This window comes from Streptomyces sp. NPDC056160 (assembly GCF_042268205.1).
Classification (GTDB): Bacteria; Actinomycetota; Actinomycetes; order Streptomycetales; family Streptomycetaceae; genus Streptomyces.
In genome coordinates this window covers 1-13,065 of the sequence record NZ_JBHJUW010000191.1, presented here as the reverse complement: position 1 = coordinate 13,065, position 13,065 = coordinate 1, and the positions used below count along the sequence as shown (strand labels likewise).

At 74.4% G+C, this 13,065-nt stretch carries 14 protein-coding genes and 1 tRNA gene; 4 read left to right on the top strand and 11 right to left on the bottom strand.

What is annotated here, in order from left to right; genetic code table 11:
* A partial coding sequence (locus tag ACFC02_RS38580; RefSeq protein ID WP_376367020.1) for a CHAT domain-containing protein occupies positions 1 to 1,538 on the top strand: 1,538 nt, incomplete at its 5' end.
* A gap of 61 nt (positions 1,539 to 1,599) precedes the next feature.
* On the opposite strand, the gene ACFC02_RS38575 is transcribed toward ACFC02_RS38580, so the two are convergent.
* The 9 genes from ACFC02_RS38575 to ACFC02_RS38535 all read right to left on the bottom strand — a co-directional run bounded on the left by ACFC02_RS38575 (position 1,600) and on the right by ACFC02_RS38535 (position 10,329).
* The gene (locus ACFC02_RS38575) at positions 1,600 to 2,736 is read right to left on the bottom strand and encodes an LLM class flavin-dependent oxidoreductase (protein ID WP_376367018.1); all 1,137 of its coding nucleotides are present in this window, start codon (positions 2,734 to 2,736) and stop codon (positions 1,600 to 1,602) included.
* 9 nt (positions 2,737 to 2,745) lie between these two features.
* Positions 2,746 to 3,843, bottom strand: a complete 1,098-nt coding sequence (locus tag ACFC02_RS38570) for an LLM class flavin-dependent oxidoreductase (RefSeq protein WP_376367016.1) — start codon at positions 3,841 to 3,843, stop codon at positions 2,746 to 2,748.
* Positions 3,840 to 5,213, bottom strand: a complete 1,374-nt coding sequence (locus ACFC02_RS38565) for an NtaA/DmoA family FMN-dependent monooxygenase (protein WP_376367014.1) — start codon at positions 5,211 to 5,213, stop codon at positions 3,840 to 3,842. The genes ACFC02_RS38570 and ACFC02_RS38565 overlap by 4 nt, the downstream gene beginning before the upstream one ends.
* Before the next feature lie 19 nt (positions 5,214 to 5,232).
* A complete protein-coding gene (locus ACFC02_RS38560; protein ID WP_376367012.1) occupies positions 5,233 to 6,483 on the bottom strand; it encodes an LLM class flavin-dependent oxidoreductase in 1,251 nt (416 codons plus the stop codon).
* A gap of 27 nt (positions 6,484 to 6,510) precedes the next feature.
* The gene (locus ACFC02_RS38555; RefSeq protein WP_376367010.1) at positions 6,511 to 7,533 is read right to left on the bottom strand and encodes an ABC transporter substrate-binding protein; all 1,023 of its coding nucleotides are present in this window, start codon (positions 7,531 to 7,533) and stop codon (positions 6,511 to 6,513) included.
* Between the two features lie 71 nt (positions 7,534 to 7,604).
* Positions 7,605 to 8,585, bottom strand: a complete 981-nt coding sequence (locus ACFC02_RS38550) for an amino acid ABC transporter permease (protein ID WP_376367008.1) — start codon at positions 8,583 to 8,585, stop codon at positions 7,605 to 7,607.
* 194 nt (positions 8,586 to 8,779) lie between these two features.
* Complete coding sequence (locus ACFC02_RS38545) at positions 8,780 to 8,929, bottom strand: hypothetical protein (protein WP_376367006.1); 150 nt, start codon at positions 8,927 to 8,929, stop codon at positions 8,780 to 8,782.
* A gap of 228 nt (positions 8,930 to 9,157) precedes the next feature.
* The gene (locus ACFC02_RS38540; protein WP_376367004.1) at positions 9,158 to 10,042 is read right to left on the bottom strand and encodes a glutathione S-transferase C-terminal domain-containing protein; all 885 of its coding nucleotides are present in this window, start codon (positions 10,040 to 10,042) and stop codon (positions 9,158 to 9,160) included.
* 101 nt (positions 10,043 to 10,143) lie between these two features.
* The gene (locus ACFC02_RS38535; protein WP_376367002.1) at positions 10,144 to 10,329 is read right to left on the bottom strand and encodes a putative leader peptide; all 186 of its coding nucleotides are present in this window, start codon (positions 10,327 to 10,329) and stop codon (positions 10,144 to 10,146) included.
* Positions 10,330 to 10,781: 452 nt separating this feature from the next.
* Here ACFC02_RS38535 and ACFC02_RS38530 point away from each other — a divergent pair, with 452 nt between their 5' ends.
* Both ACFC02_RS38530 and ACFC02_RS38525 read left to right on the top strand, forming a co-directional pair.
* On the top strand, positions 10,782 to 11,183 hold the full coding sequence (locus ACFC02_RS38530) for a hypothetical protein (protein WP_376367000.1): 402 nt from the start codon (positions 10,782 to 10,784) through the stop codon (positions 11,181 to 11,183).
* Entirely contained in the window at positions 11,180 to 11,359 is a 180-nt protein-coding gene (locus ACFC02_RS38525) for a hypothetical protein (RefSeq protein ID WP_376366998.1), read from the top strand. The genes ACFC02_RS38530 and ACFC02_RS38525 overlap by 4 nt, the downstream gene beginning before the upstream one ends.
* Positions 11,360 to 11,584: 225 nt before the next feature.
* Here the strand turns inward: ACFC02_RS38525 and ACFC02_RS38520 are convergent.
* Together ACFC02_RS38520 and ACFC02_RS38515 are read right to left on the bottom strand one after the other, a co-directional pair.
* Positions 11,585 to 11,658: transfer RNA gene (locus tag ACFC02_RS38520), tRNA-Pro, on the bottom strand.
* Positions 11,659 to 11,722: 64 nt separating this feature from the next.
* Positions 11,723 to 12,262, bottom strand: coding sequence for a MarR family winged helix-turn-helix transcriptional regulator (locus ACFC02_RS38515; RefSeq protein ID WP_376366996.1), 540 nt, complete (start codon positions 12,260 to 12,262; stop codon positions 11,723 to 11,725).
* A gap of 274 nt (positions 12,263 to 12,536) precedes the next feature.
* Between ACFC02_RS38515 and ACFC02_RS38510 the strand changes: the two genes are divergently transcribed.
* A complete protein-coding gene (locus tag ACFC02_RS38510) occupies positions 12,537 to 13,004 on the top strand; it encodes an SH3 domain-containing protein (protein WP_376366994.1) in 468 nt (155 codons plus the stop codon).
* Positions 13,005 to 13,065: the final 61 nt, after the last annotated feature.

Sequence of the window (13,065 nt, the reverse complement as noted above, 5' to 3'; positions counted from 1 at the left end):
AGGCGGCGCTGCTCGCCGGCCGGATCGCGCTCGCGCTGGGCCGTCCGGCGCAGGCGGAGCGGCATCTGGCGGTCGCCGCGCGCAGCCGGTACGGCGGGCCGCCACTGGCGCGGATGACGGGCTGGGCCGCGCAGGCGCTGCGGGCGCGGGCGGCCGGTTCGGGCCGGGGGGTGCTGGAGGCGTGCCGGCGCGGCCTCGATGTGCTGGACGACCACCGGATGACGCTGGGCGCCTCCGAGCTGCGGGCCCGGGCCACGGCGCAGGGCGCCGAACTCGCCGCGCTGGCCCAGGAGGCGGCGCTCGCCTCCGGCAGCCCGCGGCGGCTGCTGGTGTGGAGCGAACGCTGGCGGGCGACCGTGCTGTCCGCGCCGCCCACCCGGCCGCCCGCCGATCCGGCGCTGCTCAGCGGCCTGACGGCGTTCCGTGAGATCGCGGCCCGCGCGGAGGAGGCCCGGCAGGACGGTCAACCGGTGCCGGCTCTGGAGCGGGAGCAGCGGCGCCTGGAGCGCGAGATCCGCTCCCGCACCCTGCACCTGCGCGGCGAGGCGCCCGGCGGCGGCGACCGCTTCCCGCCCGCGCGGCTGCTGGAGCGGCTCGGGGACGGGTGCCTGGTCGAACTGGCCGTACTGGACGGGCGGGTGCACGTGCTGCTGTGCGGCCGGGGGCGGGTACGGCGTTTCGAGGCCGGGCGGCTCGCGGACGCGGTGACGGAGGCCGAGCACGTGCAGGCGGGGCTGCGGCGCCTCGCGCATCCCGGTGCGGCGGCCCGGCTGCCGCTGGTGGAGGCGGCGGGCCGCCGCCTGGAGGAGCTGCTGCTGGGCCCGGCCGCCCGGCAGCTGGGGTCCGGGCCGGTGGTGGTTGTGCCGCCGGGTTCGCTGCACCGGGTGCCGTGGGCGCTGCTGCCGTCGCTGCGCGAGCGGGTGCTGAGCGTGTCCCCGTCGGCGAGCAGCTGGCTGCGCGCCCGCGAGACCGAACCCCCGCCGCTCACCCGCCCGGTGCTGGTGCGCGGCCCGGGGCTCGCGACCGGCGGTGCGGAGGTGCCCGAGCTGGCCGGGCGGTACGGGACGGCGACCGTGCTGGAGGAGGACGCGGCGCACGTGTCGCGGGTACTGCGGGAGCTGGACGGTGCCGCGCTCGCGCACATCGCCGCGCACGGCGCCTTCCGCGCGGACAGCCCGCTGTTCTCGTCGCTGACGATGGCGGACGGCCCACTCATCGTGCACGACTTCGAGCGTCTGGAGCGCAGTCCGTACCGGATCATCCTGTCGTGCTGCGACACGGCCCGGTTCGCCTCGGTCGGCGCGGACGAGCTGCTGGGTCTGGTCACCGCGCTGCTGCCGCTGGGCACGGCGGGGGTGGTGGCGTGCAGCGCGCCCGTCAACGACGAGGCGGTGGTGCCGCTGATGCTCGCGCTGCACAAGGGGGTCGGTGCCGGGCTGTCCCTGGCCGAGGCGCTGCGCGACGCCCGCGCCGCCGTGCCGGGCGACGCGACGCACCAGGCGACGGGCTGGGCGTTCTCGGCGTTCGGGGCGGCCTGAGGCACGGTCGCCTCGCCGCACGGTCGCCCCACCGCGCGGCGAAGCGACGCTCGCCGGGTCGCTACCCGGACCTGCGCCGCCACTCCCGCGCCAGCAGTTCGTAGGACCGTACCCGGGCGGCGTGGTCGTGGGTGATCGTCGTGATGAGCAACTCGTCGGCTCCGGTGGCGTCCTGGAGCTGTTCGAGCCGGTCGGCGACGCGCGCCGGTGAGCCGACGAAGCGGGTGTCGACGCGGTCGCGCACCAGTGCCCGGTCCTGGTCGCTCCAGGGCTGTGCGCGGGCCTCCTCGGGCGCCGGGTAGGCGATGGCGCCCTCGGCGGTGCGGATGGAGCGGACCCACAGCCCGTAGCCGGCGGCGAGGTGCCGGGCGGTGGCGTCGTCCTCGGCGACCACGACGTCGGCGGAGACGCTGACGTACGGCTTGTCGAGGACGTCGGAGGGCCGGAAGGCGGCCCGGTAGCCGTCCACGGCCTCCAGGACGGTGGCCGGGCTGACGTGGTAGTTCGCGGCGAAGCGCAGACCGCGCGCGCCGGCCTCCCGGGCGCTCGGCCCGCCGCTGCTGCCCAGGATCCACACCTGGAGGTCCGCTCCCTCGCCGGGCACCGCGTGGGCCTCGACGCCTTCCGCTGAGCGGTAGGTCCCGGCCAGCAGGGCGAGGAGATCGTCGAGTTGCTCCGCGTACTCCTGGGGCTCGGCGCCCGGGAGGTGGAGCAGCCGGCGTTGCAGGGCGAGGCGGGGCGAGCCGAGCAGGGACGCGAAGGAGAAGCGGGGCGGGATCAGCAGGCCGTTTCGGGCGCGGCCGTCGACGACCGGGGTGGCCGTCGGCGGCGGCGCGGCCGGCTCGGCCGGCGGGCGCCCGCCGGAGCGGCCGAGGCCCAGGTCGAGGCGGCCGGGGTGGAGGGCGTCGACCAGGCCGAACTCCTCGACCGTGGACAGGGCGGTACGGTGCCCGAGCTGGACGGCGCCGGAACCGAGCCGGATGGTGGAGGTGGCCGCGGCCGTCAGGGCGAGGAGGACCGCGGGCGAGCTGCCGGCCACGCCCGGGTTGAGGTGGTGCTCGGCGAACCAGTACCGGGTGTAGCCGAGGCGTTCGGCCCGCCGGGCCAGGTCGAGGGAGTTGCGCAGCGCGTCGGGCGCCGTGGCCCCGGAGGGGATCGGGACCAGGTCGAGGACGCCGAGAGGGGTGCCGAAGGACACGGGGGCTCCTCAGTGGACGTGGGCGGTGGGTGCGGGGGCGGCCGCCTGGCCCGGGAGCACCGGCTCCCAGGCGAACGGCGGGTCCGCGATCGTGCGGCGCAGCACGGGCGCGACCTCGCTCTGGAACAGTTCCAGCGAGTCGCGGTGCTGCGTGTCGGTCAGTTGGCCCGCGTCGGCCTGCACGTGCTGCACGGTGTGCCCGAACCGCTCGTGGTAGCGGTGCACCTTGTCGATCACCTGCTCCGGGCTGCCGATGAGCGCCGAGGAGCGCTCCGCGAAGTCCTCGAGCGTCTCGAAGACCACGGGCAGGCCCGCCTTCTCCTGGAAGGCCAGGTTGCTCTCGAAGACGGGCCGGTAGGCGGCGAGCGCCTCCTGCGAGGTACGGGCCACGTACAGGCCCGCCGAGCCCGCGCCGACCGCGATGTCCGCCGGGTCGTGGCCGTAGTGCTCCCAGCGTTCGCGGTAGTGGCGGACCAGTGCGGCGTACGGCTCGATCGGGTGGGTGACGTTCGCGGAGAACAGCGGGTCGCCGTAGCGGGCGGCGAGGTCGACGCTCTCCTGGCTGGTCGCGCTGCCGTGCCAGACCCGCACGGGCCGCTGGTACGGGCGCGGCCACACCTCGGCGTCCTTCAGCGGCGGCCGGAAGCGGGTGTCGGCGCTCACCCTGTCCTCGCGCCAGATGGTCCGGAACACCTCGTAGCTCTCGGCGTTGCGGTCCCACTGGTCCTCGGGGGTGACGTGGAACAGGTCCCGCTGGGCGGTGCCGTTGCCCTTGCCGATGATGAGGTCGAGCCGGCCGCCGGAGAGGTGGTCCAGGGTCGCGTAGTCCTCGTAGGCGCGGACGGGGTCGAGCAGGCTGAGGGTGGTGACGGCGGTGAAGAGCCGGATGCGCCGGGTGAGCGCCGCGATGTGGCTGAGCACCACCGTGGGCGCCGAGGAGAGGAAGGGCCGCTCGTGCCGCTCCCCCACCCCGAAGCCGTCGAAGCCCAGTTCCTCGGCGAGCACGGCGTTGTCGAGGACCTCCCGGAAGCGGTCGTGGGTGGGCTTCAGTACGCCGGTGGCCGGGTCCGGGCGGTGCACGATCAGGGTGATGGCGAGGAACTTCACGAGGCCGCCTTCTCCTCGCGCGCGTGGTCCGGGTGGGCCAGGCCGAGGTGGTCGCGCAGGGTCGTGCCCTCGTAGTCGGTGCGGAAGACGCCCTGTTCCTGCAGGAGCGGGACGACCTTGTCGGCGAACGGGTCGAGGCCGCCGGGCGTGATGTGCGGGACGAGGATGAAGCCGTCGCAGGCGTCGGCCTGGACGAAGTCGTCGATGGTCTTCGCGACGGTGGCGGGTGCGCCGACGAACGTCTGCCGGTTGCCGGTGTCGATGACCAGGTCGCGGATGGACCAGCCGTGGGCGGCGGCCCGTTCGCGCCACTCGCGTGCGGTGGCCAGCGGGTCGCGGTACATCCGCACCTGGGCCCGGCCGCGCGCGATGTGCTGCTCGCTGATGTCGGGGTCGATGTCGGGCAGCGGCCCGTCCGGGTCGTACGCCGACAGGTCGCGGTTCCAGACGAACTCCAGGTGCTTGATCGCGGTGGCGCCGCTGACCTGTTGCCGGCGCACTTCACGGGCCAGTTCCTCGGCCTCGGCGTCGGTGTCGCCGAGCACGAAGGTCGCGGCGGGCAGGATGAGCAACTGGTCCTGTCGGCGGCCGTACTTGGCGAGGCGGCCCTTGACGTCCTTGTAGAAGGCCTGGCCCTCCGCGAGGGTGGCGTACCGGCTGAAAATGGCGTCGGCATCGGCGGCGGCGAACTCGCGGCCCTCCTCCGAGTCGCCGGCCTGGAAGATCACCGGCCGTCCCTGCGGGGAGCGCGGCACGTCGAACTGACCGTGGATGTCGAAGTGCTGCCCCTTGTGCACGAAGGCGCCGGCCCGGGCGTCGCGCAGGAAGGCGCCGGCGCCCTGGTTGGCGACGATCTCGTCGCCGTGCCAGGAGTCGAAGAGTTCGTTCGCCGTGGCCAGGAACTCCCGGGCGCGGGAGTAGCGCTCCTGTTGCGGCAGGAAGCCGCCGCGCCGGAAGTTCTCGCCGGTGAAGGCGTCCCAGGAGGTGACGACGTTCCAGGCGGAGCGGCCCGCGGAGAGGTGGTCGAGGCTGGCGAACTGGCGGGCCACCTCGTAGGGCTCGTTGAAGGTGGAGTTGATGGTGCCGGTCAGGCCGAGGCGGTCGGTGACGGCGGCGAGGGCGGCGAGGACGGTGAAGGTGTCCGGGCGGCCGACGACGTCCAAGTCGTATATCCGTCCCCCCTGTTCGCGCAGGCGCAGGCCCTCGGCGAGGAAGAGGAAGTCGAACTTGGCGCGTTCGGCGGTGCGGGCGAAGTGGGTGAAGGAGCTGAAGTCGATGTGGCTGCCGGCCGCCGGGTCGCCCCAGACGGTGGTGTTGTTGACTCCGGGGAAGTGGGCGGCCAGGTGGATCTGCTTGTGCGGCTTGCTCATGGCGTGCGGTCCTTCCGGCTCAGGCGGTGACGGCTGCGGCGGTGGCGGTGGCGGTGGCGGCTGAGGCGTAGCGGTTGGCGGGGCGGGCGAGGCCGAGCCGGCCGCGCAGGGTGCCGGCCTCGTAGGCGTGCCGGAAGAGGCCGCGGCGCTGGAGTTCGGGGACGAGGTCCCGGGTGATCCTGGGCAGGTCGTGGCCGAGGACGGCCGGCCGGAGCCGGAAACCGGTGAGCCCGCCGGTGCGCAACTCCTCCAGCAGGTCAGCGAGTTGCGGGGCCGTGCCGGTGAAGACGCGGGCGTCGCCGGCGTACTCGGCGCCGTCGAGGGTGTCGAGGCGGTCCTTGCGGGCGGCGGCCCGCGCCGGGTCGTCGTCCAGGAGGACCACGAGGTCGCCGAAGACGTGCAGCGGCTCGTCGGCGCGGCCCGCCGTCCGCTGTTCGGCGCGGATCTCCTCGACGATGCGGCGGGCGTCGGCGGCGTCGCGCGGGGTGACGTAGCCGATGTCGGCCTGGCGGGCGAGCAGCCGGTAGGGGACGGTCTGGTGGGCGAGGGCGCTGACGACCGGCTGGCCCTGTGGCGGACGGGGTGTGATGGAGGGGCCCTTCACGCTGAAGAAACGGCCCTCGAAGTCGATGTAGTGCAGTTTGTCGCGGTCGATGAAGCGGCCGGTGGCCGTGTCGCGGATCTCCGCGTCGTCCTCCCAGCTGTCCCACAGCCGCCGCACGACCTCGACGTGGTCGGCGGCCTCGTCGAACAGTTCGGAGATCCGCTCCTGTCCGGCCGGGCTGCGCAGGCTCTCCAGGGTGATCGGGGGGAAGGTGCGGCGGCCGAAGTGGGCGGCCTCATGGGGGCGGGGCGTGATCTGGACGCGCAGCCCGGCCCTGCCGCCGCTCACATGGTCGAGGGTCGCGATCGCCTTGGAGATGTGGAACGGCTCCGTGTGCGTGGCCACCACGGTCGGCACCAGTCCGATGTGCCGGGTGAGGGGTGCGACGTGGGACGCGATCAGTACGGCGTCCAGCCGGCCGCGGACCTGGTCGGTGCGGCCGTCCGGTTCGCCGAAGCGGGAGGACTGCTGGCCGAGCCCGTCCTCGAAGGTCACGAGGTCGAGCAGCCCGTGCTCGGCCTCCGTGACGAGGTCGGCCCAGTACCGGGCGGTGAACAGGTCCTGGGGCCGGGACACCGCCTCCCGCCAGGAGGCGGGGTGCCAGCCGGTGCCGTCGAGCGCCACGGCGAGGTGCAGTGGGCCGGGGGAAGAGGAGGTCGTGGACATGCGGGTGCCTTCCTGGAGGTCCGTGGGTCAGGAGTTGTCGAGGGGCAGGCCGGGCGGGTCGGTCTCCGCCTTGGGGACGGCCTCGTCGGAGAGGTTCCAGGCGGCCAGCCACTTGCCGTACTGACCGCCTCGGATCAGGTGGTCGAGGGCGTCGGTGAGCGGCTTGGCCAGTGCGCTGTCCTTCTTCGCGGTGGCCGCGATCAGGCCCTGCAGGCCCGCGCCCGCACCGGAGAAGGTGCCCGCGTTGCGGGTGGCGCGGGGCGTGTTCGCGCTCTGCCGGACGTGGTAGGCGATACCGGGGTCGGGGCCGAAGTAGGCGTCGATACGGCCGCTCGCCAGGGCCAGGTAGGTGCTGTTGCTGTCCTGGTAGTACTTGACGGTGAGCCGCTTGCCCTCCCGGGCGAGCCGGTCCTTCCACTCCAGCAGGATCTTCTCCTGGTTGGTGCCGGAGCCGACGGCCACGGTCTTCCGGGCGAGGGCGCGGTAGTCGCCGCGGAAGGTCCAGGTGCTCTTCGCGGGCACCTCGAAGGCGAGGTTGTCCTGCCGGTAGGAGGCAAACTCGTACTTCTTCTTGCGTTCCTCCGTGACGGTGACGTTGGAGAAGGCGACGTCGGTCCGGCCGCTGTCGATGCCGACGAACATGTTCTCCCAGGTGGAGTTCTTCAGCTCGGGCTTCAGACCGAGGACCGCTGCCACCAGCCGGCCGAGGTCGGGCTCGGCACCGGTGAGGGTCTTCTGGTCCCCGCCGACGTACGCCAACGGCGGGAAGCCGGAGGGCAGCGCGCCGACGCCGATGACGAGCGTGCCTCTCGCCCGTACGGCGGCGGGCAGTTCGGCGTGCAGGGCCTTGACCTCGGGCACGTCGAGGGTGGTTGGCCGGGCGGCGCCGTTGGAGAGCTGTCCCACGGTGACCTTCCCGGCGGCGTCCCCGGTGGCGGTGGCGGCCTCGCTGTCACCGCCGCAGCCGGTGAGGAGGAGGGCGAGGGTGACGAGGGCGGTGCCGGCGGTGAGTGCGCGCGGGACCCGGCCGGGGGGACGCAGGGTGGGCATGGCTGTCCTTCGCAGGAGTAGGGGACGGTGGTGGACCGGCGCCCGGTCCACCGCGGCGAGGAGCGGGGTGGTCATACGGCGGCTTCGCGGCGCACGCGCTCCCGCAGCCCGGTGAGACGGCCGCGCAGCCTCTGCAGCGGGGTCGGCGGCAGCGCGCGCTGGGCGCTCCGGGCGTAGTGGCGTTCGACGTGGAACTGGACGACGGAGACGGCGCTGGTCAGGACCAGGTACCAGGCGGTGACCACCAGCAGCAGCGGCACGATGTCGCCTGGGTAGGTGGAGCCCATGGTCTGCGCGGAGCCGAAGAGGTCGAGCAGGGAGACGTAGAAGACCAGGGACGTGCTCTTGACGAGGCCGATGAGCTGGTTGACGTAGTTCGGGACGATGGAGCGCAGGGCCTGCGGCAGGACGATCCGCCGGAACTGGCGGGTCCTGGGCAGGCCGAGTGCGGCGGCGGCCTCGTACTGGCCCTGGTCCACGGAGAGGATGCCGCCGCGGACCACCTCGGCCGCGTAGGCCGCCTCGTTGAGGCTGAGCCCGACGACGGCGACGGCCATGTCGGTGGCCAGCCGGGACTCGTCGAACCGGAAGAAGGCCGGACCGAACGGGATGCCGATGCTGACGGTCCGGTACAGGGCGGAGAAGTTGTAGAGGAAGATCAGCACCACGATCAGCGGCACGGACCGCAGCGCCCACACGTAGGTCCAGCTGACCGCGCGCAGCACCGGGCTGCGGGAGAGCCGGGCCAGGGCGAGGACGACGCCGCCGAGCAGGCCCAGCACGGCGCTGAGCGCGGTGACTTCGAGGGTGACGAGGAGGCCGTCGAGGATGGTCGGCCGCAGGAACCAGTAGCCGAAGCGGTCCCACTGGTAGAAGGGGTTGGTGACCAGGCCGTGCGCGAACTGGGCGACCAGGACCAGTACGACGGCGGTGGCGAGCCACCGGCCGGGGCGGCGCGAGGGCCGTATCCGCAGGGTGGGCAGGGGCAAAGGCGTGGTGGCGGCCGGCGTTGCCTCGGCGAGGGACACGGCGGCGCCAGGGGGTTCACTCATGGGTGGGCTCCGGCGGAGTCGGACGCCCCGGGCCACGGCGGCGGTCGCACCCGGCCGCGCCGGCGGCGCGCAGCGGGGGCGTGGACCGCTGGGCGGACGGCATCGGACCGGTGGAGGCGCGGTGGCGGGGCGGGCGGACGGCGGATCACCGCGACTGCGGTGTCCGGCTCTCGGGCGGGGCTGCGGGAAGTTCGTCAGCCCCGGCGGCGGGCACGGCCCGGCGCGGTACACAGCGCGCTGCTGACCCGGAGCAGGTCGACGGCACGGTCGGCGACCAGGCGCTGCGCGGACGGCGGAACGCAGCCCTGGGCACGGCCCGTGGCCGTCCGGGGAACTGCGTACATGTCCGTCACCTGTCGCTCGTCGCTGTGGGGCCCGGGAGCCGGATCCGCGGGGCGGGCCGTGTGGGCCGCCGCGCGCGTCGTCGTGACCGTCCGGGGCGCCCGGGCGTCCGGTCCCGGTCAGGGGTGTACGGGCGCGTGGTCCCGCGCCCCTTCCGGGCCGTAAGTTAAGTCAGTCGTCCGTTCGGAAGTCAACGCCGGTCCGTCAGGTGGACCGTCGGGTACGGCGGTTCAGGGCCGGTGGATCCGGCGGGTGCCGTCCGCGTGGGCGGCCCAGTCGAGGATCTGGACGGCGGCGCCGGCGGCCTCCAGGCCCCGGCAGCGGGCGTGGTGGCGGCGGGCGGTGCCGGCCAGGTCGAGGTGGGCGGCGAAGGCCGGGTACGCGGTGAGACGCCGGGCGTGGTCCCACAGGGCGGGACGGCCGGCGATGCGGTGCACCGCGTGGGCGTCGAGGTGGTGGCGGTGCACGGTGTCGAGCTGGACGAGGGTGACCCACAGCGTCACGTCGGCGCCGGTGAGCCGGTCGCCCGTGACGTGGTCGTGGCCGGTCAGCCGGTGCTCCAGTTCGTCCAGCGCGCCGAGCAGCACGTCGAGCGCCGAGGCGCGTTCCGCCGGATCGCCGTCCGCGCGCCCGGCGCGCTGGGCGGCCTCCTCCACACCGCGTGCGCACAGCCGCTCGACGGCCTCGATCTCGGCGGCGGCGGCGCGCGGGTACAGGGCGGCCCTGCCGTCGCCGAAGTACCGGTCCAGGTCCCGGGTGATGTCGGGGGCGTGGGTGCTGACGATCCGTCCCGACCAGCCGTCGCTGAGGACCGGGGCGAGCGCCGGGCCGGGGTGGCGGTGGGCGCTCGCCTCGTACAGCGGTTCCAGGGCCGTGTGGCCGCCGTCCGGTCCGTCCGGGACGGCCGGCAGGAACGTCACCGGACAGCTGTCCGCGATGTCCAGCAGGCTGTGCGTGACGGCGATGGCCAGCCCCTGCGGACAGGCGGTGGACAGGTGGAGGCGGTAGCGGCCGGGCACGGCGTAGTGTCCGCTGCGCGCGTCCCGGCCGATGCGGCCCCGGAACGCGGGCGCGGGGCGGGTGGCGACGTGAGCGGCCTGCGGTGTGACGGACATGGGTCTCCCCGGGTACGGGCACGCGCGAAGGCACGCGCTGCGGAAGCGGTGTCGGAGCCGTGGAGCCGGGGCCAGGCACTGCGGACCTGGAGACGCCCGGCTCAGCCGGGAGCGCCGAGGGCGCTGCAGACGCGCAGCAGGTCGATGTGGCGGCGCGAGGTGAGCAGGGGCGAGACGGGCGGGGGCGCGCCGGGCAAGGGTGCACCGAGCGGGGCGACCTCGCCGGCCGGGGGCGACGGCCGGGACGTACGGCTCACACGGCCGGTCTCCGGCTCAAGGCGCCACATGATTCCCTACCTGTTCACTAGGATTCCTCTCTGGAGTGTCGGGCCACCTGGAGCCACAGTCAAGGGGGTGTCCACGGGGGAGGAAAGGCGGCGTCCACCGGGCGGGGCGGGCAGGCGGCGTCCACCGGGCGGGGCGGGCGGACGGCGCCCGGACGCGCACCGCCGCCGGGCTGAACCCCACGGACGAAAGGGCGGCCGGCGACCGGCCCCGGAGCAGGATGGCGTTGTTCGGCGAGGAAGGTTCGCGGCCCCCGCACCCCGCTGCGCCCCGCCCCCACAACTCCCCCTCCCCAGCCCCCGTGATGATTGTCCCGGACTCGGTGGTGGCGGGTGGACGAACCTGCGAAGATCGCTCGACGTCCCGGCCGCGACGCGTTCGCGCGCGCGTGCGGACGGCGGGAGCCGGCCGGGCGGGAACGACGACGGGGGCCGGGGGTTCTGTGCTGCGGACGATGCTCACGATCGGGCTTCCGATCGACGACGACGGTCAGGACGGACCGCCGTCGCTGGAACAGCAGGAACTCGACCCGCTCGCCGAAGCCCCGCGCCACGCCGCGGACGTCGCGAAGGCGCTGGCGCGTTTCGGCTACCGGCCTCCCTCCGCAGGCGGCGACGCGCCTTCGTCCGCCGAGGCGGGGGGCGGCGACCCGTCCGGCCGGATCCGGGCCGCGATCACCATGCCGGACGACGACACCGCCGTACTCGTCGTGCACCTGGTGGCGCACGGCCGGATCGCCGCCTCCGGCGAGCGCACGCTGCACGCGGTGGGCCGGGACGGGCGCAACTGCCCCGCCCCGAGGACGGCCCGGAGGGCCGCCGCGGCGAGCGGCCCGCGTGCGTGCGCCGGTGGGTGAACATCGCGGACCCCGGCGACCCGGTGGCCATCCCTTCGGGGCTCGGCCGCGCATTCCGGGGAATCGGCCTCGACCTGACGGACACCGTGCACGCGGGCTACGGGTTCCACCACGCGAAGAACTACCTGTCCTGCGCAGCCACGGCGGCGGTCACAGGGCCGTACGCCGGCCTGTGACGCGGACGGCGACCGCCCATCCCCCCTTCGGCCGGCGTCTTCGGTCCCCTGACCAGACGTCAGCCTCTCCTCCGCAGCCAGAACGACGGCACCGCGACACCCGCCTTCTGTCAGCGCCCCGGAGCCGCACCGGTCCCCAACTGGTTCCCGACCGGCCCTCGAGAATGATCGAGGGGCCGCTTCAGATCTGCTCTGAAACGGCCCCTGACCTGCGACTTCGTAAAGTCGGGACGACAGGATTTGAACCTGCGACCCCTTGACCCCCAGTCAAGTGCGCTACCAAGCTGCGCCACGTCCCGATGCGTCCGTGCGGTGTCCCGTGCGAACGCGCGGGTCAACCCTACCGCACCCGCGCGGCTGCTCTCAGCCGGTCGGGGCGCCCGCACGGGTGGTGATCTCCCCCGCGGCCTCCTGCTCGGGGTCGACGTCCTTGGCGTAGGCGAGGAAGTCGTCGACCATGCGGTGGAACAGGGTGGCGAGCCGGCGCAGCTCGTCGGCCGACCAGCCGGACAGGGCGGCCTCCATGCCCCGGGCGCCGACCTCCCGGACGCGCGCTATGGCGTCCCGGCCCGGCTCGGTGAGCCGGATACGCTGGGCCCGGCGGTCGTCGGGGTCGGGGACGCGGGTGACGTGCCCGGACTTCTCCAGCTGCTGGACGGTGCGGGTGACGTGGGAGGCCTCCACACCCAGGCGGTGGGCCAGCTCGCCGGGCCGCAGCGGCTCGGAGTCGGCGATCTGGCGCAGCAGGGCCACCGCGGCGCGGTCCAGCGGAACACCGGCCAGAGCCATCAGCTTCTCGTGCTGCCGGGCCCGCGTGCTCAGGTACGTGATCCGGGTGAGGGCACGCTCGATCTCGGCCACTTCGGGCGAGACGGGTCCGGGGGGCGGGGGTGCGGTGGACATGGGGCCAGTTTACCATATCGTTGCGTTACTCAAGTAGTTCGCGAGTGCACTCGCCGTGAACGCGGATCCGGGCGCAGTGCACGCGTCCGGGCACGGTACGCGGAGCCGAGCGCGAAGAACGCGTCCGAGCGCGGGGAACGCGTCCGAGCGCGGCCCCTGGGACGTCCCCGCCGTCCCCGGGACGCGGGGACGGCATTGCGGGCCGGCCGCACGGAAACGCTGGGCGGCAGGTGATCACGGCACGTGGTCACAGAACGACAGCCCGGAGGTTTCCATGATCCGACGGACCCTCACCGGCGGCCTGCTGGCCACGGTCGCGATGCTCGCGCTCGTGCCCACCGCCGCCGACGCCGCCCCGGCCGCCCCCGCACCGCGCACCGCCGTGTCGGCGACCGTCCCCGACCTGCTCCCCGCACACCTGCTCCAGCCGGCGCTCCCCGTCGCCCGGCACGCCGCTCACCCCGCCACCCACCACGTCAACCACCGTGCCACGCACAGGCGTTCACACCGCGCCTTCGGACGGGTGGTCACCTACCGTTCGCCGCTGCACGTTCGCTCCGGCCCGGGCACCGGCTACCACGTGATCGGCGTACGGCACGCGGGACGGCTGGTGGCGCTCAAGTGCCGGGCCTACGGCTCGTGGGTGCGCGGCACGCACCAGTGGTACCGGCTCGCGCACGTACGCGGCTACGTCTCCGCCCACTACGTGCGGGTGGTGCGCGGCACCGTGCCGTGGTGCTGACGCGCCGCGCCCTCCGCGCACGGTGACACGACCGGCCCGCCGCGGGAACCCCGGGTTCCCG

Coding starts and splice junctions, on each gene's coding strand:
- ACFC02_RS38565 (WP_376367014.1), bottom strand. CDS start 5,213: ATGAGCAAGCCGCACAAGCAGATCCACCTGGCCGCCCACTTCCCCGGA.
- ACFC02_RS38560 (WP_376367012.1), bottom strand. CDS start 6,483: ATGTCCACGACCTCCTCTTCCCCCGGCCCACTGCACCTCGCCGTGGCG.
- ACFC02_RS38555 (WP_376367010.1), bottom strand. CDS start 7,533: ATGCCCACCCTGCGTCCCCCCGGCCGGGTCCCGCGCGCACTCACCGCC.
- ACFC02_RS38550 (WP_376367008.1), bottom strand. CDS start 8,585: ATGAGTGAACCCCCTGGCGCCGCCGTGTCCCTCGCCGAGGCAACGCCG.
- ACFC02_RS38545 (WP_376367006.1), bottom strand. CDS start 8,929: ATGTACGCAGTTCCCCGGACGGCCACGGGCCGTGCCCAGGGCTGCGTT.
- ACFC02_RS38540 (WP_376367004.1), bottom strand. CDS start 10,042: ATGTCCGTCACACCGCAGGCCGCTCACGTCGCCACCCGCCCCGCGCCC.
- ACFC02_RS38535 (WP_376367002.1), bottom strand. CDS start 10,329: ATGTGGCGCCTTGAGCCGGAGACCGGCCGTGTGAGCCGTACGTCCCGG.
- ACFC02_RS38530 (WP_376367000.1), top strand. CDS start 10,782: ATGCTCACGATCGGGCTTCCGATCGACGACGACGGTCAGGACGGACCG.
- ACFC02_RS38515 (WP_376366996.1), bottom strand. CDS start 12,262: ATGTCCACCGCACCCCCGCCCCCCGGACCCGTCTCGCCCGAAGTGGCC.
- ACFC02_RS38510 (WP_376366994.1), top strand. CDS start 12,537: ATGATCCGACGGACCCTCACCGGCGGCCTGCTGGCCACGGTCGCGATG.